The sequence below is a fragment of the Vibrio gallicus genome (genome assembly GCF_024346875.1).
GTDB lineage: Bacteria > Pseudomonadota > Gammaproteobacteria > Enterobacterales > Vibrionaceae > Vibrio > Vibrio gallicus.
In genome coordinates this window covers 1,316,795-1,338,904 of record NZ_AP024871.1, presented here as the reverse complement: position 1 = coordinate 1,338,904, position 22,110 = coordinate 1,316,795, and the positions used below count along the sequence as shown (strand labels likewise).

General features: G+C 43.1%; 18 protein-coding genes. 10 read left to right on the top strand and 8 right to left on the bottom strand.

Annotated elements, in window-relative coordinates; all coding sequences use genetic code 11:
• Positions 1-44: 44 nt before the first annotated feature.
• The 4 genes from yfaE to ubiG form a co-directional block, all read right to left on the bottom strand.
• On the bottom strand, positions 45-326 hold the full coding sequence (gene yfaE, locus OCU28_RS06185; RefSeq protein ID WP_261815347.1) for a class I ribonucleotide reductase maintenance protein YfaE: 282 nt from the start codon (positions 324-326) through the stop codon (positions 45-47).
• A 2-nt stretch (positions 327-328) separates the two neighbouring features.
• A complete protein-coding gene (gene nrdB / locus OCU28_RS06180) occupies positions 329-1,462 on the bottom strand; it encodes a class Ia ribonucleoside-diphosphate reductase subunit beta (RefSeq protein WP_261815346.1) in 1,134 nt (377 codons plus the stop codon).
• 65 nt (positions 1,463-1,527) lie between these two features.
• The gene (gene nrdA, locus OCU28_RS06175) at positions 1,528-3,807 is read right to left on the bottom strand and encodes a class 1a ribonucleoside-diphosphate reductase subunit alpha (protein WP_261815345.1); all 2,280 of its coding nucleotides are present in this window, start codon (positions 3,805-3,807) and stop codon (positions 1,528-1,530) included.
• A 418-nt stretch (positions 3,808-4,225) separates the two neighbouring features.
• Complete coding sequence (ubiG, locus tag OCU28_RS06170) at positions 4,226-4,936, bottom strand: bifunctional 2-polyprenyl-6-hydroxyphenol methylase/3-demethylubiquinol 3-O-methyltransferase UbiG (protein WP_261815344.1); 711 nt, start codon at positions 4,934-4,936, stop codon at positions 4,226-4,228.
• Positions 4,937-5,247: 311 nt separating this feature from the next.
• Between ubiG and gyrA the strand changes: the two genes are divergently transcribed.
• From gyrA to OCU28_RS06145, 5 genes are all read left to right on the top strand, one after another.
• Positions 5,248-7,863 carry a DNA topoisomerase (ATP-hydrolyzing) subunit A gene (gene gyrA / locus OCU28_RS06165; protein ID WP_261815343.1) on the top strand — a complete coding sequence of 872 codons (2,616 nt, stop codon included), beginning with the start codon at positions 5,248-5,250 and terminating at the stop codon, positions 7,861-7,863.
• A 129-nt stretch (positions 7,864-7,992) separates the two neighbouring features.
• On the top strand, positions 7,993-8,589 hold the full coding sequence (locus OCU28_RS06160; protein WP_261815342.1) for a GTP cyclohydrolase II: 597 nt from the start codon (positions 7,993-7,995) through the stop codon (positions 8,587-8,589).
• Positions 8,590-8,851: 262 nt separating this feature from the next.
• Positions 8,852-10,429 carry a L,D-transpeptidase family protein gene (locus OCU28_RS06155; RefSeq protein WP_261815341.1) on the top strand — a complete coding sequence of 526 codons (1,578 nt, stop codon included), beginning with the start codon at positions 8,852-8,854 and terminating at the stop codon, positions 10,427-10,429.
• A 193-nt stretch (positions 10,430-10,622) separates the two neighbouring features.
• On the top strand, positions 10,623-11,114 hold the full coding sequence (locus OCU28_RS06150; protein WP_261817447.1) for a DUF882 domain-containing protein: 492 nt from the start codon (positions 10,623-10,625) through the stop codon (positions 11,112-11,114).
• A 64-nt stretch (positions 11,115-11,178) separates the two neighbouring features.
• A complete protein-coding gene (locus OCU28_RS06145) occupies positions 11,179-11,832 on the top strand; it encodes an MBL fold metallo-hydrolase (RefSeq protein ID WP_261815340.1) in 654 nt (217 codons plus the stop codon).
• Here the strand turns inward: OCU28_RS06145 and OCU28_RS06140 are convergent.
• Positions 11,829-12,500, bottom strand: a complete 672-nt coding sequence (locus OCU28_RS06140; protein ID WP_261815339.1) for a DUF2982 domain-containing protein — start codon at positions 12,498-12,500, stop codon at positions 11,829-11,831. The genes OCU28_RS06145 and OCU28_RS06140 overlap by 4 nt on opposite strands.
• A 304-nt stretch (positions 12,501-12,804) precedes the next feature.
• Between OCU28_RS06140 and OCU28_RS06135 the strand changes: the two genes are divergently transcribed.
• The 4 genes from OCU28_RS06135 to OCU28_RS06120 all read left to right on the top strand — a co-directional run bounded on the left by OCU28_RS06135 (position 12,805) and on the right by OCU28_RS06120 (position 17,335).
• Positions 12,805-13,827 (top strand): TRAP transporter substrate-binding protein, encoded by a 1,023-nt coding sequence (locus OCU28_RS06135; protein ID WP_261817446.1) that lies wholly within the window; start codon positions 12,805-12,807, stop codon positions 13,825-13,827.
• Positions 13,828-13,856: 29 nt separating this feature from the next.
• Positions 13,857-14,372, top strand: a complete 516-nt coding sequence (locus tag OCU28_RS06130) for a TRAP transporter small permease subunit (protein WP_390623755.1) — start codon at positions 13,857-13,859, stop codon at positions 14,370-14,372.
• On the top strand, positions 14,369-15,664 hold the full coding sequence (locus OCU28_RS06125; protein WP_261815338.1) for a TRAP transporter large permease: 1,296 nt from the start codon (positions 14,369-14,371) through the stop codon (positions 15,662-15,664). Before OCU28_RS06130 ends, OCU28_RS06125 begins: the two co-directional genes overlap by 4 nt.
• A 99-nt stretch (positions 15,665-15,763) precedes the next feature.
• Positions 15,764-17,335, top strand: a complete 1,572-nt coding sequence (locus tag OCU28_RS06120) for a BCCT family transporter (protein WP_261815337.1) — start codon at positions 15,764-15,766, stop codon at positions 17,333-17,335.
• Here the strand turns inward: OCU28_RS06120 and OCU28_RS06115 are convergent.
• Positions 17,332-18,036 (bottom strand): 3'-5' exonuclease, encoded by a 705-nt coding sequence (locus OCU28_RS06115; protein WP_261815336.1) that lies wholly within the window; start codon positions 18,034-18,036, stop codon positions 17,332-17,334. The genes OCU28_RS06120 and OCU28_RS06115 overlap by 4 nt on opposite strands.
• Positions 18,037-18,038: 2 nt before the next feature.
• Positions 18,039-19,910 carry a putative nucleotidyltransferase substrate binding domain-containing protein gene (locus OCU28_RS06110; protein WP_261815335.1) on the bottom strand — a complete coding sequence of 624 codons (1,872 nt, stop codon included), beginning with the start codon at positions 19,908-19,910 and terminating at the stop codon, positions 18,039-18,041.
• A 170-nt stretch (positions 19,911-20,080) separates the two neighbouring features.
• Between OCU28_RS06110 and OCU28_RS06105 the strand changes: the two genes are divergently transcribed.
• Entirely contained in the window at positions 20,081-20,710 is a 630-nt protein-coding gene (locus OCU28_RS06105) for a hypothetical protein (RefSeq protein ID WP_261815334.1), read from the top strand.
• A gap of 111 nt (positions 20,711-20,821) precedes the next feature.
• Here the strand turns inward: OCU28_RS06105 and OCU28_RS06100 are convergent, their stop codons facing one another.
• Positions 20,822-22,012, bottom strand: a complete 1,191-nt coding sequence (locus OCU28_RS06100) for an amino acid aminotransferase (RefSeq protein ID WP_261815333.1) — start codon at positions 22,010-22,012, stop codon at positions 20,822-20,824.
• Positions 22,013-22,110 lie beyond the last annotated feature (98 nt).

Here is a 22,110-nt window from a genome sequence, read left to right as displayed (position 1 = left end):
TTTTCTCAATCAAAAACGCTCTGCCTTTGGCAGAGCGTTTTTATTTAAGAGACATGTTCTACCCGATTGTGCAGATTTACTTGCTCTAGATTCACGTCACCTTTAGCGCGACAGATACAGGGAAGTATCTCACCTTGTTTAAGGTAGGCCATGGCAAAGCCAATGTATTCGACTTCACCGCGTTCTAACGTACAACGACAAGCGCCACAGTGCCCATCTCGACAGTTATATTCCGGTTTTAAACCAGATAACTCCATCGATTCTAAAAGTGTAGAGTTTTTAGAATTTACCAGATGGGTTGCTTTATTAATGGTGACTTTATGCATTGTTACAGCTCGAAATCCTCAAAGTCATCAGCCGATATTTCATTGTCAATTTGACCTACGAGATAAGAGCTGATTTCTGCCTCTTGAGGTGCTACTTGTACGTTGTCAGAAGAGAGCCATGCATTGATCCATGGGATCGGGTTGTTGGTTGCTTCTGGATATACAGAAGGAAGTCCAACTGCTTGCATTCGAATATTGGTAATATACTCAACATACTGGCACAGAATATCTTTGTTTAGACCGATCATTGAGCCATCTTTAAACAGGTATTCCGCCCATTCTTTTTCTTGTTCCGCTGCATCTTTGAAGATAGCAATGCTTTGTTCTTTTAGCTCTTCAGCAATCTGCAGGAAAGCAAAGTCATCTTGACCATTACGTAATAGATTAATCATATGCTGCGTACCAGAAAGGTGTAGCGCTTCATCACGAGCGATAAGCTTAATGATTTTGGCATTGCCTTCCATTAGTTCGCGTTCTGCAAATGCAAAAGAACAAGCGAAGCTAACGTAGAAACGAATGGCTTCAAGGGCATTTACGGACATCAAACATAGATAAAGCTGCTTTTTCAATCCGTATAAGCTGACATCTACACTCTCACCATTAATGTCGTGCTGACCTTCACCGTAGCGATGATAATCGTTGCTCATTTCAATCAGTTTGTCGTAATAATGTGCGATATCTTTGGCACGCTTAAGAATATGTTCGTTCTCAACGATATCATCAAATACAACCGAGGGCTCGTTCACAATATTACGTATGATATGGGTATAAGAACGAGAGTGAATCGTCTCTGAGAAAGACCATGTTTCAATCCAAGTTTCTAATTCTGGCAATGAAACTAGCGGAAGTAGTGCCACATTCGGGCTGCGCCCTTGAATTGAGTCGAGTAGCGTTTGATATTTTAAGTTACTGATAAAGATGTGTTTTTCATGGTCTGGAAGCTTGTTATAGTCGATTCTATCACTGGACACATCCACTTCTTCAGGACGCCAGAAAAACGACAATTGCTTTTCAATAAGCTTCTCAAATATTTCAAACTTTTGTTGGTCATAACGAGCAACGTTAACCGGCTGACCCAGAAACATTGGCTCTTTAAGCTGGTCGTTTTTATTTTGGGTAAAAGTGCTATAGGCCATCTGAACCTCGAATTATCCTTTAAATGTCACGTTAATAGGGGAGCTGTTGCTCCCACAGCTTAAATCTAGATCTTGCAACCGCCGCCAGCGCAATCGTCTTCTTCAACAACAACGCTGTTTTGGTCATCTTTAGCACCATCACGAGTATTGTGGTAGTAGAGTGTCTTTACACCATACTTATACGCAGTTAATAGGTCACGAAGCAGTTGCTTCATAGGAACCTTACCGCTTTCATAGTTGTTTGGATCGTAGTTGGTGTTTGCTGAAATCGATTGATCGACAAATTTCTGCATGATACCAACTAGGTTTATATAACCGTTATTATTCGGAATATTCCACAACAGTTCGTAGTTCTGTTTGTACTTAGTAAACTCAGGCACAACTTGCTTGAGAATGCCATCTTTTGATGCCTTAACCGAAACGTAACCTCGTGGCGGTTCAATGCCGTTGGTTGCGTTAGATATCTGAGATGAGGTCTCAGAAGGCATTAGCGCAGTTAGCGTCGAGTTGCGTAAACCATGCTGCTTGATTTCACTACGTAGTGATTCCCAGTCGTACTGTAACTCTTGTTCAACGATACTATCGATAGAGCTCTTGTAGGTGTCTATAGGCAAGATACCTTGCGAGTATGTCGTTTCGTGGAACGAAGGACATGCCCCTTGTTCTTTGGCTAATTTTACAGACGCTTTTAACAGGTGATACTGGATCGCTTCGAAGGTGCGATGGGTCAAGGCATTTGCACTACCGTCAGAATATTTAACGCCGTTCTTAGCGAGATAGTAAGCGTAGTTAATAACACCGACACCCAAGGTGCGACGATTCATAGTCGAGATACGCGCCGCTGGTAGAGGGTAGTCTTGATAATCGAGTAGGGCGTCAAGGGCACGAACCACGAGATCAGACAGTTCTGCGAGATCATCTAACTCATTAATAGCACCGAGGTTAAATGCAGATAGCGTACATAGGGCTATTTCGCCGTTCTCGTCATCTACATTGTTCAGTGGTTTAGTTGGAAGTGCAATCTCTAAACAGAGATTTGATTGGCGCACGGGCGCAACGCTCGCGTCAAACGGGCTATGCGTATTGCAGTGGTCTACGTTCTGGATATAGATACGACCTGTTGATGCGCGCTCTTGCATCAAGATGCTGAACAATTCCAGCGCTTTAACTTGCTCTTTTTTAATGCTTGGGTCAGCTTCGTATTGAGCGTATAGACGTTCAAATTCGTCTTGATCCTGGAAGAAAGCATCATATAGGCCAGGTACATCCGATGGAGAAAACAGGCTGATGTTGCCACCTTCAATTAATCGGCTGTACATTAGCTTATTAAGTTGAACGCCGTAGTCCATATGACGAACGCGGTTCTCTTCGACGCCACGGTTGTTTTTCAGCACCAATAGGTTTTGAACTTCGCCATGCCACAATGGATAGAACACAGTAGCTGCACCGCCACGTACGCCGCCTTGAGAGCAACATTTTACTGAAGTCTGGAAGTATTTATAAAACGGGATACAACCAGTATGGAAGGCTTCGCCGCCACGGATTTCAGAGCCTAAAGCGCGGATACGCCCGGCATTGATACCGATACCAGCGCGCTGAGAGACATAGCGTACGATAGAACTTGCGGTGGCATTGATAGAATCTAGGCTATCTCCACATTCAATCAATACACATGAGCTAAATTGACGAGTAGGGGTACGAACGCCCGCCATAATTGGTGTTGGCAGAGATATCTTGAAGGTTGATACTGCATCGTAGAAACGACGAATATAGTCTAAACGGGTATCACGTGGATACTTAGAGAATAGACAAGCAGCAACTAAGATGTATAGAAACTGAGCACTTTCATAGATTTCTTTAGATACTCGGTTTTGTACAAAGTACTTTCCTTCTAACTGCTTGACGGCTGCGTATGAGAAATCAAGGTCACGCTTGTGGTCGATGTAAGAGTTCAGTACCTCAAACTCTTCACGAGAATAATCTTCCATCAAGTGTTTATCATATTTGCCCATGTCTACGAGTTTAGAGACATGATCAAATAATGTTGGCGGCTCATATTGGCCGTAGGCTTTCTTACGCAAATGGAACACAGCAAGTCGCGCAGCGAGATATTGATAATCAGGGGTTTCTTCTGAGATAAGGTCAGCAGATGCCTTAATCATGGTCTCATGAATATCTGACGTAGTGATACCGTCATAGAATTGGATTTGAGACTTAAGTTCTACCTGAGAAACAGAGACGTTATTGAGTCCTTCGGCAGCCCACGTGATCACGCGGTGGATCTTCTCAAGATCGATAGGTTCTGTGCGTCCCTGACGCTTGGTGACGGTAAGATTTTGGTTCATTCTGTTAGATATCCATAACATCAACGATGAAAGCCACATTTATCAATATTAGCTATGATTTTTACGTGACTTTGTGATCCAAGTCTAGCTTAGGTTTAAGCTAAAAACACTACATGTAGGGGGTTAACCTCTAATGCGTTACAAGATAGTGCGGTTGTTGGTTGTTTTCAAGTTTTTGCTGGGATGATATGTTGTGGATAACAGGTGCATTAAATATTTCAGTTAGCGATCACTTACCTTGCGATTTAACCCCTATTTGACTTGTACTTTTTCGAGGCTAGTCAATGAATCAAATTTGTACTTGCTAAAAAATAAATTACTTGATCTTTATCAAGGAATTTGAGCGAGGTGAGGGAAAGTTACGTGCTGCAGCAGGCTGAAAAAAGCCCCAATAAAAGGGGCTGATATGTTGTTGAGATTAAGCCGGTTTGTGAGTGTGTACTATATAGTTCACATCCACATTTTTACATAATCGGTAACTGTCGCTTAACAGTTGGTATCCGATGCCGGTAATTCCTTGTTCTTGCAAAGTGGTATTATCAATGAACTTTATTAGTTCAGACGGTTTGAGAAACTTATCATAGTCGTGAGTGCCCTCAGGCAGTAGACGTAGTATTTTTTCTGCACCGACTATCGCAAACAAATACGACTTAGGATTACGATTGAGGGTAGAGAAGAACACATGGCCACCGGGTTTGACCAAGGCTGCGCAAGATGCAATGACCGACATCGGATCTGGTACATGTTCAATCATTTCCATACAGGTAACGACATCATAGGATTCAGGGTTTTGGTGTGCATGCTCCTCAACAGTGGTGCGGATATACTTTACATCGGCTCCAGACTCTAATGCATGCAGTCTTGCGACTTCTAAGGGTTCTTTTCCCATATCCAACCCAGTGACTTTGGCACCTTCAAGGGCCATACTCTCAGCCAATATCCCGCCACCACAACCAACGTCGAGGATTGTTTTACCAAATATTCCCTGAGCGTTGTCTTGTACATACTGTAAGCGAAGAGGGTTTATCTGGTGGAGAGGTTTGAATTCACCATGCTTGTCCCACCAGCGAGAGGCCAGGTCTTCAAATTTTTTGATTTCGGCGAGGTCTACGTTTTTTCCCTGAGTCATATCTACGATTGAGTTAGCAATTTTGTTGCATTATAACCCCATTCAAGAATGGCCTGCAGTAACAAAAGGTTTAACTTGTCGCTTGGCTTGCAAGTTTGTCCAATATTATCGATAAATCAATACTAGAAAGATGGTTGTTTTTCATACCAATAATGGTGATTAGTTTAATTTATGTGCATCTGAACTCAATGAGAGGTCACAGCCTAGGTTATCACCAAGGAAAGTAATGCCAGAGTGGGTAAAATTGTGTTATATTTTTTAGATTCTTATAGGATTTTAAAGACGATCTAACAGTCGAGGGATAATGCTCTATGAGCGATCTAGCAAAAGAGATCACACCGGTTAATATAGAAGATGAGCTTCGAGGGTCATACCTTGACTATGCTATGTCAGTTATTGTTGGCCGTGCACTGCCGGATGTAAGAGACGGCTTAAAGCCTGTGCACCGTCGCGTTTTGTTCGCGATGAATGTATTAGGTAATGATTGGAATAAACCGTATAAAAAATCTGCCCGTGTAGTAGGGGACGTAATCGGTAAATATCACCCACATGGTGATAGTGCTGTATACGATACTATCGTACGTATGGCTCAACCGTTCGCACTTCGCTATATGCTTGCTGATGGCCAAGGTAACTTTGGTTCTATCGATGGTGACTCCGCCGCGGCAATGCGTTACACCGAAGTACGCATGTCTAAGATTGCTCATGAACTGTTAGCAGACCTTGAAAAAGACACCGTTGATTATGTACCAAACTACGATGGTACTGAGCAGATCCCTGCTGTACTACCGACACGAGTTCCTAACTTATTAGTTAATGGTTCGTCGGGTATCGCTGTAGGTATGGCAACCAACATTCCACCGCATAACCTGACAGAGGTTATCGATGGTTGCCTTGCGTTTATAGAAAACGAAGAGATTACCATCGACCAGTTGATGGAATATATCCCAGGACCTGACTTCCCTACCGCAGCACTTATTAATGGTCGCAAAGGCATCATCGATGCTTATAAAACTGGCCGTGGTAAGGTTTATATGCGTGCTAAAGGCAGTGTAGAAGTTGCAAAGAATGGTCGTGAAACCATCATTGTTACTGAGCTCCCTTACCAGGTAAACAAGGCTCGCTTGATTGAAAAAATTGCAGAGCTGGTAAAAGATAAGAAAGTTGAAGGCATTAGTGCACTGCGTGATGAGTCGGATAAAGATGGCATGCGTATTGTTATTGAATGCAAGCGTGATGCAGTGGGTGAGGTTGTTCTAAATAACCTGTATGCACATACGCAGCTGCAGACTACGTTTGGTATCAATATGGTTGCGCTAGATAAAGGCCAACCTAAACACTTCAACCTTAAAGAAATGCTAAAAGCATTTGTTGATCACCGCCGTGAAGTGGTTACTCGTCGTACTATCTTTGAATTACGCAAAGCGCGTGATCGTGCTCATATCCTTGAAGGCTTAGCGCTTGCTCTAGCCAATATAGATGAGATTATCGAGCTTATCCGTAAGGCGCCAACGCCTGCGGAAGCGAAGCAAGGTTTGATTGCGAGAGGCTGGGATCTAGGTCTAGTTTCGACCATGCTTGAGCGCGCCGGTACTGATGCTGCACGTCCAGAATGGCTTGAAGAGCAATTCGGTATCCGTGACGGCCAGTACTATCTAACCGAGCAACAAGCGCAAGCTATTCTAGATTTGCGTCTACAAAAGTTAACCGGTCTAGAACATGAAAAAATCCTTGATGAATATCGAGGACTATTAGAAGAAATCGCAGAATTAATGCACATCCTTGCAAGCACAGAGCGCTTGATGGAAGTGATCGTAGAAGAGCTTCATGCTATTCGCGAAGGGTATGGTGATGCTCGTCGTACTGAAATTACTGCCGCTTCTCATGATATCGATCTGGAAGAGCTGATTGCACAAGAAGATGTTGTTGTTACCCTTTCTCACGAAGGCTACGTTAAGTATCAAATCCTAAGTGACTACGAAGCGCAGCGCCGTGGTGGTAAAGGTAAGAGCGCGACTAAGATGAAAGATGAAGATTACATCGAGCGTCTATTAGTTGCCAATACTCACGATAATATCCTGTGCTTCTCAACTCGCGGTAAGACCTATCGCTTGAAAGTGTACCAATTGCCATTAGCTAGCCGTACAGCTCGTGGTAAGCCAATCGTGAATATCCTTCCGTTAGAAGATAATGAGCGTATTACGGCTATCTTACCGGTGTCAGAGTTTACTGATGATAAATTCATCTTTATGGCAACAGCCGATGGTACCGTTAAGAAAACGTCTCTGGATCAATTTGCCAACGTACGCAGCAATGGCTTGATTGCAGTTAATCTGCGCGATGAAGATAGCCTAATTGGCGTTGATATCACTAACAGTGACAACGACATTATGCTGTTCTCTAAAGCGGGCAAAGTGGTTCGCTTCAACGAATCTCAAGTTCGTGGTATGGGTCGTACAGCAGCAGGTGTTCGCGGTATTAAGCTAGTTAATGATGATAAGGTTGTATCGCTAATTGTTCCACACAACGATGGCGACATTCTTACTATCACTGAAAATGGCTATGGTAAGCGTACTGTACTTGATGAATACCCAGCTAAGAGTCGTGCAACACAAGGTGTTGTATCTATCAAAGTCTCTGATCGAAATGGCAGTGTAGTCGGTGCGGTTCAAACGGAAGATGGTGACGAGTTTATGGTCATCACTGACGGCGGAACTCTAGTACGTAGCCGTGTTGCTGAGGTTAGCCAAGTGGGGCGTAATACCCAAGGTGTTACCATTATCCGCACCTCGGAAGACGAAAACGTTGTTGCACTGCAACGTATCGATGAAGTCGAAGAAGCCGAGATGTTGGAAGATGTTGAACAAGAAAGCCCAGTAGAGGGTTCTTCGGAACAACAATCAAACCCAGATACTGATGGCGAGTAATATTACGCAATAAACTGATTAAAAGCCGAGCATTTAGCTCGGCTTTTTTAATTGATATGGATCAAGGTCTTGAATTTGCGTATCATCGCCCCTATTTGAGAATAAGACGCATAAGACTAGAGAGCAGTAATGGCAGAGATTAGAGCGCGAGTTAATCTAAAGGTTGGTATCAAGAGCAATATAGATACAGAATTGCTTTCATTTCATGGGCTTAAAACAGATAAAGAGCATGTTGCCCTGATATTCAACTCGGCAGACAGTCAACAAGCTACCCCTATCGTTAGGATGCACTCGGAGTGCCTAACCGGCGATGTGTTTCATTCTTCACGTTGTGATTGTGGCGAACAGCTCGATGAGACCATCAACAAGATGGCAGTAGAGGGTGGAATACTGCTCTATCTTCGCCAAGAAGGGCGTGGTATTGGCTTATACAATAAAATAGATGCGTACCGCTTGCAGAGCGAAGGGATGAATACCTACGAAGCGAATAATCATCTAGGATTTGCTGATGATCTGCGTGATTTTGAAGAAGCGGCTCAAATGCTAAAAGCCTTGGATGTACAACAGATTCGCTTAGTGACCAATAACCCCAAGAAAATCCGAGATCTCAAAGACTTTGGGATAGAAATAGTAGAAGTTATAAATACCATGGCGCATGTGAAACACGGCAACGAAAGTTACCTTAAAGCTAAGGCGGCGCATGGGAAGCACGATCTGGATCTGTAGGTTTGTCGGTTGTCGCTATCAGTATCAAACAAGGAAGCTCGGCTTCCTTTTTTTGTGGTTTAATTTGCTAACAAAATCAGATTAAATAGCGCGAAACCCCGCTTTTGTATCGTGTAGCCACACAAAAATGAGCCGAGTGTTAACAAGAATTAGCCCTAAGTTGGTCGTATAATTGAAAAGTGTAAGATCGTTATTGTAATTCGTTAAATCTGATTATGTTTGCCATACTTGATGTACTTTCTCAGTACTTCAAGTAGGTGATATGGGGTTATATAAACTGCCGCTGATAGCTCTACTGTTGGTCATGCTTAGTGTGACAGTATCTGCTGCGCCTGAGAAAACTATGCTACATAGATTGGGATGGGTAACACCGGAGCAAGATCTGGGGCAGTTATTGCAATATCCTCAACTGGTTCAAAATATTTATAACCAACAAAATCATAAGCTTATTTGGCTGCAACTGGAAGATCAGTTACTGATAACCGGCACCATAGAAATACTGTCACTTGCACAGATCTCTCCGATATTTGAACGTCGTTTTAGGCAGTTGAATAGACTGCGACAGCAACAAGATTATTTTAAGTTTGATCTGGTAGCGACAGATACCTTACTGATTATTTTGAGCTATCGTTCTCGATTGTTGGAAAATAAAGATACATGGCTGTTTGGCCAAGGGATACCTCAATATTGGCCGCAGCCAACGCTTGATGACCAAGCTCGACTGATTAGCGCCATGCGCAATAATAAGCTCACACCTTTTTTAGGGGCGCTGGGTCTAGATAATGAGCCCTATCAGGCGTATAGCTTAGCGATTAAACACCTGCAAATGGCACAACAAGATGGAAGCGACTACTCAGCCAACTCTCTAGTTAGGGTTGGGGATGTATTACACGATAGAGCGCTATTGCTACGTAAGCTTGCGCTGGCTGGATTAGTGGTCTCTAAAGTGGATACAAGTAAGGACTGGTATAGCCGTGATCTGGAATTGATAGTTAAGCAATTTCAAAAACAACATGGCTTATCCAGTGATGGTGTTATTGGACCAAATACCATTGCTTGGTTGAATTATCCTATCGAAGAGCGGATTCGCAGATTAGCTCTAAATGCAGAGCGAACTATGTTGTGGCCAACCCAAAGAGACTCGGTGGTATTGGTTAATCTACCGAGCTTCGAACTAGATTATTTCTTCAGGGGCAATAAGGCATTTTCTTCGAGAGTCATCATTGGTAAGCAATCTCGTAAAACGCCAATGTTATCTATAAAAATGGACTCTGTGGTTCTCAACCCTACATGGAACATACCGCCTAAGATTATGCGTGAAGATATTATTCCATCCCTTCGTTATAACCCCAAATATTTGAGTAGCCGCGGTATTCAGGTGATAAAGGGGTGGAGCAATCCTAAGGTTATCGATCATAATGTGATTGATTGGAGAAGGGTAAATCCAAAAACGTTTCCATATCGAATGCGACAGCAGTCGGGTTCAAAAAACGCGTTAGGAGTGTATAAATTTAACACCCCAAATCGCCGTGCTATTTATCTTCACGACACTCCATCAAAACATCTTTTTGATAAGCCCTCTAGGGCATTTAGTTCTGGCTGTATCCGCGTGCAGCATGCGGCAAAATTTGCCTCGACACTGTCTAAAACACAAGGGTTTAGACAGTCAAATATCACACCCTCAAAGCGTTCGTCTAATTCAAGAGTGCCCCTTAAACGCAGAATTCCAGTCCATCTTATCTATCAAACATCATGGGTTGATGATGGGAAGATTCACTTTAGGGATGATGTGTATGGATACGATAAAAATCCAAATTCGAAGCAGCTTGTCAAACAATGAGTTTGAGTTTGCTAATCAAGAGGGGTGAAATATAAGCTTGTACAAAAAATACACAATATTATTTGCCTAAAAATTATACATCCAGTAAAGTGCGTGGCTGTTTTATTCAGTTTGATGCATAAGATTGAGGCAAGTAGTGGTAGATAGAAGACAATTTTTAAAACTGGCAGCAGGTGCGTCTGCGCTAGTCGCAATGCCAAGCCTGGCGAACATGTCCCCGAAAATACAACAACAAAACAGAACGTTGCAGTTTAATAATCTGCATACGGGCGAATCGCTAAATACTTGTTATTTTAATGCGGGTCATTTTGTGAATACGGAGCTACAAAGAGTTAATCATATCTGCCGTGACTTCCGCCGCAATGAAATCCATCCAATGGATAAACGCTTGCTTACTCAACTTAGCGCAATTCAACAGGTGCTGGAAACCGATGCAGAGGTGCAGATCATCTCTGGATATCGTTCACCAAAAACCAATGCGATGCTAAGAGCCCATTCTCATGGTGGTGTTGCCAAGCGCAGTTTACATATGCAAGGGCGTGCCATTGATTTTAGGATTGCTGGAGTGGATATCTCCGATGTTCATGACGCTGCGTTATCGATTAAGGCTGGTGGTGTCGGGTACTATCCGGGCAGTCGATTTGTACACATCGACACCGGTCGTGTTCGTTTTTGGCACGGATAACCTTGAGTTTAAAAGGCATTACTGTCATAGTCGATGCTAGTTAAAATAGTCGTTTAGGTAAGTTATGACCCTTCAATATCAAGTAGTTCCTGTAACCAGTTTTTCTCAAAATTGCTCTATCGTATGGTGTGATGAAACCATGAAAGGTGTCGTGATCGATCCCGGTGGTGATGTGAAACAGTTGGCGGCTCTGATCAAGGAGATGGGGGTTGATATTGAAAAGCTGGTTCTGACCCACGGACACCTTGACCATGTTGGTGGAAGTGAAGAGTTATCTGAGGTATTAAACGTACCTATTGTTGGTCCACACAAAGAAGATAACTTTTGGTTGCAAAGCCTTGAAGGGCAAAGTCAGATGTTTGGCTTTCCATTAACCGAAGCATTTGAACCCAGTGTCTGGCTCGATGAAGGTGACACTGTGATTTTTGGCAATCAAAGCCTAAACGTTCTTCATACTCCAGGCCATACCCCAGGCCACGTTGTTCTATATAATGTCGATGCTAAGCTGGCTTTTGTAGGTGATGTGCTGTTCAAGGGGGGAGTTGGGCGTACTGATTTTCCAAAAGGTGACTTCAATACCTTGATTGCATCCATTAAACAAAAGCTTTGGCCATTAGGCAATGAAACACGTTTTGTTCCTGGCCATGGACCTGAATCTACCTTTGGTAGTGAACGCGCATCAAATCCATTTGTTGCTGATGAAATGCCGCTGTATTAAAGCGTTAGTTGGTCATCTTTCGCGGCAGCCCAGTACTGCCGCATTAACCCAATAAAGTCATCTGCATCTCTATCTAGATCGGCGATTGCGATAAATAGATCGTAGTTCCAAAATCCTCTTTGATACTCCATTCGTCTATATAAGCTCGCTTGAAGCCCTTTAAACTCCCCTTTACTGTAGATCACGTTTCTGGAGTCTAAAACCAGATCTTGAAACTCTTCCTGGCGATCCGCCTCATTGGCTCCAAGATACAACAATGCCCTTTGACTTAGCAGTATCTCGCTGGTGACTCGTGGTGAAATACCACTGATAAAACGGCTGGGATCGATCAGCCGTATACCTATCCAAGGTAGTGGGGCAGCTGTAGGGTCTTTACTAATACAACGACCAAGGCTATGGATATTATTCCACTGTACGACCCAGCCTCCTTTATAGGTGTGCTGCTGAAAGTGGGTATCGGTAATGGTGTACTTGATAATGCTGCGCTGATAAAAATGGATGACCGCAATAGCTACCACGCTACACACAAATAAGATCCCTAGTGTGCCCTGTAATGAGTCTGCGTAATTACTTAGCCAGATAGAAGCTAATAAATAGCTTACCGCGACGATACTGCGACTCTTTTTACCAAACCTTATCTTTTGATTCGAAAGCTGAAGGGTGCGCACAGTGAAGGCTCCTCTCATGATCAAATTCATTAAAGTGGATCGCTAAGTCTAGACCCATATAAAGCATCTTGCCTTGTTAAATTTTGATTTCGTGTTCAAGGGCAATTTTTGATGATTTTCTTTTATAAATCATAAATTTAAGACCATATTTATAATGACGTAACTTAATGTTATTGATGAGCGTGAATAGGATATAACAAGGTAGTCCCGCGGTTGCGGAGTACATGGATTAATGGAGATGTGTATGGCTTTCAAAGCAAAGTTGTTTACGGCGTGTATTAGCAGTGCAGCGCTAGTCATAGGGATGTTAGGAGCGAGCAGTGTTGCCGCTGATGATAAAGTTTATCGCTTGAAACTGGCAGAAACCTGGGGACCAAACTTTCCAATTTTTGGTGATGCGACTAAGAACATGGCAGCAATGGCGGATAAGATGTCGAATGGACGTCTGAAGATCCGTATTGATTCTTCAAACAAGCATAAAGCGCCGCTCGGTGTGTTCGATATGGTTAAATCCGGTCAGTATGATATGGGGCACTCGGCTTCGTACTACTGGAAGGGTAAGGTTCCAAATACGCTTTATTTTACCACTATGCCATTTGGTATGACGGCATCTGAGCAATATTCTTGGTTCTACTACGGTGGAGGTATGGAATTGATGGCTGATGTGTATAAGCCTCACAATCTGTTGTCCTTCCCTGGTGGTAACACAGGTGTACAAATGGGGGGATGGTTTCAAAAAGAGATCAAATCTGTCGACGACCTAAAAGGCTTAAAGATGCGCATCCCCGGTTTTGCAGGGGAAATCCTAGCAGAGCTTGGCGCCAAGCCAACCAATATTGCACCGGGTGAGCTTTATACGGCATTAGAAAGAAAAACCATAGATGCACTCGAGTGGGTTGGACCTTCTCTCGATCTGCGTATGGGCTTTCATAAGATAGCGCCGTATTACTATACAGGTTGGCATGAGCCTGGAACTGAATTGCAATTTCTTGTGAACCAACGCGTATGGGACAAATTACCGGCCGATCTGCAAGAGATCTTACGCGTAGCAATGCGAACTGCAGCTTATGATATGTATACCCAGTCTACTTATGAAAGTGGTAAAAACTGGGTGAGTATCAAAACTGAGTATCCAGATGTACAGGTGAAAAACTTCCCACCAGAGGTTATGACACAATTGCGCGCGGCTAACGACAAGTTGTTGGTTGAGCATGCTGCACAAGATGACATGGCAAAGAAAATCCAAAAGTCACAAGCTGAATATATGAAGCAAGTGCGTTCATGGACTGAAATATCCGATAAAGCTTACCTAAATAGCTTTGATTAAAGCTAGCGTCAGCAGGACAGGGAGGTCATTTGCTGAAATCACTAAAATCTATATTAGATAGAATTTGCAACACACTCGGGCATGTCTCGAGTGTGTTGTTTTTATTGTTGCTGGCTAACGTCGTTTATGACGTGGTTATGCGATATGTATTTAACGATGTTTCAATTGCAATGCAAGAAATGGAGTGGCATCTATTTTCCGCCGTTTTCTTGCTAGGGGTACCTTTTGCATTAAAGACCCACGGTCATGTTCGGGTCGATGTCTTCTATGAGCGCTTTTCAGTAAAAACCCAAGCCACCATTGACATACTCGGCACCTTAGTTTGGTTATTGCCTTTTAGCCTATTAGTTGCATGGTACGGAATTGATTTCGCCTGGCAGGCCTACGAACTCGGTGAGAAATCGGGAGACCCAGGCGGTTTAGCCTATAGATGGATTATAAAAGCCGCAATTCCAGTCTCATTTCTATTTATTGCCATAAGTGGCGTTGGGCTTATCTGTCACTCACTTATTCGCATTCAAGAGAGCAAGGAGAGCACTCAATGATAGGCATTATTATGTTTTTTGTAGCACTGCTTGCATTGCTACTCGGGTTCCCAGTTGCGTTTACTTTTGGCGGAATTGCGTTGATATTTGGTGTGTGGGCAGAAGGTTGGGATATGTTTGCCTTTATGCCTTATCGTATTGAATCTATTATGCAAAATACGGTTTTGATGGCTGTTCCCTTGTTTATTTTTATGGGGCTAGTTTTACAAAAGACCCGCTTAGCAGAACAACTTCTAGAAGCTATGGGGCGATTATTCGGTGGTGTGCGTGGTGGTATAGCGATATCCACTGTGGTGGTTGGTGCGCTTTTGGCCGCTTCAACCGGAGTGGTTGGTGCGTCAGTGGTTGCAATGGGCTTAATCTCATTACCGGTTATGTTGAAGTATCAATATGATACCCGTTTAGCCTGCGGTACGATTTGCGCATCGGGTACTTTGGGGCAGATCATTCCCCCCTCTATTGTTCTAATACTTCTTGGCGATGTATTAGGTGTTCCTGTCGGTGATCTGTTTCAAGCCGCAATATGGCCTGGGGTGGTATTAGTTCTGGCGTATGTTATATACATAGCGTTATACGCATACTTTAAACCAGAGGTTGCGCCACCGATCCCACAGCAAGACGATCTATCAAAATCGGAGCAGTGGATCTCCGCGGCCAAAGCGATAGTGCCTCCTCTAGCGCTAATCGTTGTGGTTCTTGGGTCTATCTTTGCCGGTGTCGCTACTCCAACTGAATCGGCGGCTCTAGGTGGGGCAGGAGCGGTTGTACTGTCAATAGTATACCGTCAGTTTAGTTGGCGATTAATCTACGAATCTGCTACGGAAACGGTCAAGGTTACCGCGATGGTGTTTGCCATCTTGCTTGGAGCAACGGCGTTCTCGATGGCGTTTACTTATACAGGGGGAGACTACCTTGTAGAAGAGTGGATGCTCGCACTGCCAGGTGAGAAGTGGGGATTTCTGATTTTAGTCATGTTGGTAATATTATTACTTGGCTTCTTCATCGACTTTGTTGAGATATGCTTCATTATCGTACCTATTATTGCACCTGTTGCCGAGTTACTTGGCATTAATATGGTGTGGTTTGCCATTCTGGTAGCGATGAATTTACAGACCTCGTTTTTAACCCCTCCCTTTGGGTTTAGTCTATTTTATTTGAAAGGGGTAGCACCGAAAACAGTATCGACAGCGCAGATCTACTCCGGCGTTATACCGTTTATTTTGATCCAAATAGTTGTATTGGCCAGCATACTTCTTGTACCAGGGTGGTATGGTTTGTCTTCGTTAGGGTGATTTTTGTACTGTTCTTTCAGTATCTTACAGATTTAGCCCACATTTTAGTGTATACTTGTAAGTTAATTACAACCCATGCCTCGCATATAAGGAGTTTGCATGACTAAGGGTATCGATAAATATAGCATCGATAGTACTGATTATCAGATAGGACAGGATAACATTCAGAAATGGGGCTTTGATGTACATAACGCCGTATTTTCTACCAGTGCTGGCCTGACTATTCTGTTTTTATTAGCAATGGTGTTTATGGACGCCGACACAGCAAAGAATGCATTAGATGGTTTGAAGTGGCAAATTATCGGATCATTTGATGTGTTGTTTATTTGGGCAGGTAATATTTTTGTTATCTTCTGCTTTGCATTGATCGTATCTCCGTACGGTAAGATCCGACTAGGTGGTAAAGAGGCGGTTCCTGAGCACTCATGGATGTCGTGGATAGCGATGCTGTTTGCCGCAGGCATGGGTATCGGTCTGATGTTCTGGAGTGTGGCTGAGCCGGTTGCTTACTTCACTGGTTGGTACCATACGCCACTCAACGTGGCAGCTAACTCACCAGAAGCAGCTAAGCTTGCCCTTGGTGCGACTATGTACCACTGGGGTTTGCACCCTTGGGCTATTTACGCGGTAGTAGCACTTTCTTTAGCATTCTTTACCTATAATAAAGGTCTTCCGCTGTCTATTCGCTCTATTTTTTATCCTATTTTAGGTGATAGAACTTGGGGTTGGCCCGGACATATTGTTGACATCTTAGCGGTGCTTGCAACCTTGTTTGGTTTAGCAACATCTCTTGGTTTAGGTGCACAACAGGCTGCTAGTGGTATTAACCATGTATTTGGGATTACATCTGGATTTGGCTTGCAAGTTGGCGTAATCGCCTTTGTTACGTTGTTGGCCATTATTTCGGTAGTGCGTGGTATTGATGGCGGTGTGAAAGTCGTATCAAATATCAATATGATCGTGGCGTTTGTTTTACTAACTCTAGTAATGATTATTGGTTACCACGTAACATTTAGCAGTATTTCTACTACTTTAATGTCTTATGTTGAGAATATTATTCCGCTAAGTAACCCGCATGGTCGTGAAGATGAAGCTTGGTTCCAAGGCTGGACTGTATTCTATTGGGCATGGTGGATTTCATGGTCCCCATTTGTTGGTATGTTTATCGCTCGCGTTTCTAAAGGTCGTACTGTACGTGAATTCATCACAGCTGTACTACTTGTTCCGGCAGCAGTAACCCTAGTTTGGATGTCTACCTTTGGTGGTTTGGCTATCGACCAAGTGATTAATCATGTTGGTATTCTAGGTGATAAGGGTCTAACAGACGTATCTCTTGCAATGTTTGAGATGTTTGATGCGATGCCAATGGGTAACGTTCTGTCTATCATCGGTATTATTCTAGTCATGGTGTTCTTCGTGACTTCATCGGATTCAGGTTCGTTGGTAATCGATAGTATCACTGCTGGTGGTAAGCTCGATGCGCCAGTTCCACAGCGTATCTTCTGGGCATTTATCGAAGGTGCAATTGCTGTTGCAATGTTGTGGGTAGGTGGATCGGAGGCGGTTCAGGCACTGCAAGCAGGTGCAATCTCAACCGCGCTACCATTTACCTTTATTCTACTTGCCATGTGCATTAGTTTATTAATGGGTATGGCGACGGAAGAGCGTTAAACCCATAGCTCTTCAAGCAGGGTCTCATCACTGTAAAGGTGTGAGACTTGTGCTTGCAAAAGTTCTGCTGTTGCAATGGCGTCAACCAAGGCATCGTGCGGAGTATAGGCTGGCAGGTTGTACCTAGTACGACTTGCCCCTAATCTTACTGAAGCAGGCCGCTTACCTTTAAGTCTATTCCAAACTCCACTACTGATCTTTCTCTGTTGTTCCCACTCAATCTGTAGCGTATCAATGACCGGAAATACAATCCCTTCGCCAAACCGGCGTTTAAAGGTCGCATTCAAAAAATCCCGCTCAATTTGACGATAATGCACTACGCATATCTTGCCAGCTATGGTCTCAAGAAACTCGGGTAATATTTTATTTAGGTCCGGCGCATCTTCAAGATCAGAGTGTGTAATGCCATGGATTACCACAGAATCTGTATTTAATTTTTTCTTTGGCTTAATTAACCAACTTCTACTCTGCTTTAGATAAATACGATTCATATCAAAAGGGACAAGTCCAATTGATATGATCTCATCTTTTTTGGCATCTAATCCAGTGGTTTCAAAATCCAAAGCCAACAACTGTGTATCTTTTAATAAGGTGCCTGATTGGGGAAGTGCCGTTTGAAAAAAGCTCTTCAACCAAGGATTTATAGCGTTGTGTGCTTGATGCTGATGCTGCTCAAACCAATCTAAATTTTGTTTACTCATAACTATCTAAATGTATTTCCTTGGTGACGAAACTTGAGGAAGTTTTGCGCGTTGCTTAAGATTTGGAAAGCATCTTTAAGGTTACGACGTTCAAATTCGGACAGGTTATCAGGTTCAATATTATTATCAGGCTCATTACCTTGTTCGATATCTATAGCTTGATGTCGAATACGAACCATTGAGATAAACTCAAGGGCATCCTTGAGATCTTGCGCTTTGCCTTTCGGTAATAGAGCACTTTCCAAGATATCATCTAAACGCTCAAATGAGTTTTGCTGGGTCGAACCAATCGCTAGAGCATGAACACGTATTAGATCCGCTAATGGTGCTGTACCGCGTCGTTTAAGGTTGATTGATTTTCTATGCTTACCATCTTTCTCCATCACAAAACTTTTAAAGAAGCCAAGTGGTGGGGTTCTATTGAGGGCATTACGTGCCATCAGGGCTAAAAACTTAGGGCTTTTACGGGCGCGCTTGGTTATAAAGCGATTAAGTTGATCCGCCCACTTGAGTTGGCCGTGTACTCCTACAAGGTCAAAAAAGATAGAGGCATTGAGTAATGCTTTAGGGTTTGGATTATCGATCCAATCGGAGAAGCATTCCTCCCATTCAGTTTGAGTCATGCGCCATATTGGGTTGGTTGCCATAATGTCACCGGTACAGTAGGGATAACCACATTTGTCCAAGCCATCACTGACCCATTTTGCAAGTTCACTAAAGTACTGGTCATGTTTTTCTTTTTCAAAGCTGTTGGACAAAATGATGGCGTTGTCTTGATCGGTGACAATAAGCTGCTCATCTCTTGCCATCGAGCCTAATGCAAGGAAGCAGTAGGGGATAGGCGCAGGGCCAAGTTCTTCTTCGCCAAGCTCAATAATACGCTGTTTAAAGCTTTGACCAATAACCGACATCGCGCTGCCAATCATATGTGAATTGGCATCTTCATTAACAAATCGAACAAAGCTTTCTCTTACTTGTTCGGAAAGTACCACCAGTTCTTCGATGGTGTTTTGTTGGAAGATAGAGCTTACTAACAATAAGGAGTTTTGAGACTCGTAGCGAACAATATCGGTTGCTTCAATAACGCCAAGTGCTTGCCCTTTGCGCATTATAGGCAGGTGATGCACGTTATATCGCAACATGGTTAACATGGCTTCATATACATAAGCATTACTGTCTAATGTAATAACCTCTTTGGTCATCACTGAGCTTAGGGGGGCATCGGTATCTACGCCCCGAGCAAGGGCTCGAGTACAGAGATCACGGTCAGTAAGGATGCCTTGTACTTCATCTTGCAGGTGCTCTTCTTCTGAGATAACCAATAGGCAGGAGGTATTTTCTTCATCCATAATAATAGCAGCTTGCTTGATGCTTTCATTATCAAAGATGGTATAGACTGGTCGCGATATAAGTTCACGTACCTTAACTGTGGTTAGGTCATTTTCGTCATTGTTATTGGCGATGGCACGGCGTAAACGAATATTGTTCTCAGCGGCAACAAAGTCAGCGAAGCTATCAAAATTATCATAAAGATATTGGAAGGTTTCGCCTGGAATGCAGTAGATAAGTGAGTCTTCTATTGCTTTGGCGGGAAATTGTACTCGACCGTTACTTAATAGCGCCATCTGACCGAACACGGCGCCTTCGTCCAAGCGGTTGTATAGTTGACCGTTTCGTTTGCTAATTTCAATAACGCCACTGCGAATGACAAAAAACTCTTCAATGGTTTGACCTAGTTCAACGACGCTTTTGTTTTCTCTTACATAAGAAATTTCAGTATTGCGAGTCACCTCGGCCAACACCTCTTCAGGCAGTTGGTTAAATGGGGGATATTGCGCTAAGAATTGTTGTATTTCGAGTAGTTCCGCTTCCATGATTATACCTGTTCCAAGATCTCTACCCCATTTTGGAACGAAATCAACGAATAGTCACTAAGCTGTTGAAATTTAAATGACGATTTGTCGGTTTTAGTAGCACCATATAGGCAATTAATTGTACTAAACTCAAACTGTTGTGTTTTAAAAGCTATCGAAAGGAGCGTCGATTGCAGAAATTCATTCCCCTTGGTTTAATAAGTATGTTGCTGTTAAGTCCGTCGCTAGAAGCTGCGCAGCGGTCGAGTCCTGCGGTGGATTACTCGTATTTTAGTGCTTCAATTGGTGGTGGAGACCTTGATTCCGATGTATTAGTTGATAGAGACAGTGTCACAGTTAGCCGCTTCAATCTGCAATGGGTGCTCAGTGAGTTATATGTCGTCAACCTTGAATATAAAGCTCGTTTTACCCATTTCGATGAGCAAAATGATAGAGCCGATTATCTAATTGTTTCTGCTGGGCGTCGTTTTGCCTTATGTGAGTCGTTAGACCTCGAAGCTGGGATCAGGTTAGGTGGTTCAAAATTAAAACTGCGTAATCAAAATGGGTCGACCTTGCTATCAGAAAAGGACTTTATCTTAGGTGGCTATGGGGCATTAAACTATGGCCTTTCTCAAGATATAGCACTAAAGGCAAGCTTGGAATATCTGGACTACGATGTGACACATGAAGCGTCATTTGAACTGAGTGCGGATTATTATCTATTCGATAATTTAGCTTTCGGCGTATATGGAAGAACGACGTGGAATAATGACTTGAATCTAAATCAAGGCGGGGTCATAGCTAAGTTACGATGGTAACTTTAGGGCAGTTATATACTGTATTTTAGATACTTAATCTTGTGAGCACACCAATAAAAAACCTCAGCTAAATAGCTGAGGTTTTTGCTGTTAATTCCAGTAAACTAGAGCTTATAGAACAGCGGCAATGCCTTTACAAAGAGGAAGCATATTGTCTTTAGTCATACCCGCTACACTAATACGACCTGAACCTACGATGTAAATCGCAAACTCTTCTTTTAGACGGCCTACTTGTTCTTTGCTCAAACCAGAGAAAGAGAACATACCGTTTTGACGCTCAATAAAGCTAAAGTCATCAGTGACGCCTTGAGCCTTTAGCGTTTCAACAAACAGAGTACGCATCTGTTGAATGCGATCACGCATCTCTTTTACTTCCGCTTCCCATTCTGCGCGTAGGCCAGGATTATTGAGGATATGCGTCACAACTGCAGAGCCGTGAGCAGGTGGGTTTGAGTAGATAGAGCGGATAATAGCTTTAACCTGAGAAAACGCCTGTACTGCTACATCATTATCTTTTGCCACTAAGGTAAATGCCCCAACACGTTCGTTATATAGGCCAAAGTTTTTAGAGAAAGAACTAGCAACTAGGATTTCACTATTGTGGTCAGCGAAAGCGCGTAGACCTGCGGCGTCTTCTTCAACACCGTTACCAAAACCTTGATAAGCGAAATCAAACAATGGGATCAGTTTCTTGTCAGAGGCTAATTTAGCAAGGGTTTGCCACTCTTCAGCCGTTGGGTCAATCCCCGTAGGGTTGTGACAGCAACCGTGTAGAAGGACGATATCGCCTTCTTTAGCTTGCTCTAAATCGGCAAGCATAGCGTCAAAATCTTTGGCTTTTGTCTGTGCGTCATAGTAACGGTATTCTGCCAGTTCGATTCCTGCTGCAGTAAATACACCTTTATGGTTTGCCCATGTAGGGTTGCTGATCCAGATCTTAGCGCCGCTTAGATGGCGTTTTATAAACTCGCCGGCAACGCGCAGAGCACCGGTGCCACCAGGCGCTTGAGCTGTCTTAGCACGCTTGCTTGAAACAATAGTGCTATTGTCACCAAATAGCAGTTTCTGTACCGCTAGTGCGTATTCCGCTGTACCTTCAATGGTTAAGTAAGATTTAGTAGTTTCAGTCTCAAGAATTGCTTGTTCTGCTTTTTTTACAGTGGCTAGAACAGGGGTTGTACCTTGCTCGTTCTTATAGATACCCACACCGAGATTAATTTTGGTATCGCGAGTATCTTTTTTAAACTCTTCAGTTAAACCTAAGATAGGGTCGGCAGGAGCTGCTACTACTTTTTCAAACATGAGGATCGTCCGTGTTAAAGTGAATTAATGGATTGTGACTATCTTCTTTTATACCTGTACAAAAACGGCAAAACAATAGCTTTGTAATTAATTTAACA

Coding starts and splice junctions, on each gene's coding strand:
- yfaE (WP_261815347.1), bottom strand. CDS start 326: ATGCATAAAGTCACCATTAATAAAGCAACCCATCTGGTAAATTCTAAA.
- nrdB (WP_261815346.1), bottom strand. CDS start 1,462: ATGGCCTATAGCACTTTTACCCAAAATAAAAACGACCAGCTTAAAGAG.
- nrdA (WP_261815345.1), bottom strand. CDS start 3,807: ATGAACCAAAATCTTACCGTCACCAAGCGTCAGGGACGCACAGAACCT.
- ubiG (WP_261815344.1), bottom strand. CDS start 4,936: ATGACTCAGGGAAAAAACGTAGACCTCGCCGAAATCAAAAAATTTGAA.
- gyrA (WP_261815343.1), top strand. CDS start 5,248: ATGAGCGATCTAGCAAAAGAGATCACACCGGTTAATATAGAAGATGAG.
- OCU28_RS06160 (WP_261815342.1), top strand. CDS start 7,993: ATGGCAGAGATTAGAGCGCGAGTTAATCTAAAGGTTGGTATCAAGAGC.
- OCU28_RS06155 (WP_261815341.1), top strand. CDS start 8,852: ATGGGGTTATATAAACTGCCGCTGATAGCTCTACTGTTGGTCATGCTT.
- OCU28_RS06150 (WP_261817447.1), top strand. CDS start 10,623: ATGCCAAGCCTGGCGAACATGTCCCCGAAAATACAACAACAAAACAGA.
- OCU28_RS06145 (WP_261815340.1), top strand. CDS start 11,179: ATGACCCTTCAATATCAAGTAGTTCCTGTAACCAGTTTTTCTCAAAAT.
- OCU28_RS06135 (WP_261817446.1), top strand. CDS start 12,805: ATGTTAGGAGCGAGCAGTGTTGCCGCTGATGATAAAGTTTATCGCTTG.
- OCU28_RS06125 (WP_261815338.1), top strand. CDS start 14,369: ATGATAGGCATTATTATGTTTTTTGTAGCACTGCTTGCATTGCTACTC.
- OCU28_RS06120 (WP_261815337.1), top strand. CDS start 15,764: ATGACTAAGGGTATCGATAAATATAGCATCGATAGTACTGATTATCAG.
- OCU28_RS06115 (WP_261815336.1), bottom strand. CDS start 18,036: ATGAGTAAACAAAATTTAGATTGGTTTGAGCAGCATCAGCATCAAGCA.
- OCU28_RS06110 (WP_261815335.1), bottom strand. CDS start 19,910: ATGGAAGCGGAACTACTCGAAATACAACAATTCTTAGCGCAATATCCC.
- OCU28_RS06100 (WP_261815333.1), bottom strand. CDS start 22,012: ATGTTTGAAAAAGTAGTAGCAGCTCCTGCCGACCCTATCTTAGGTTTA.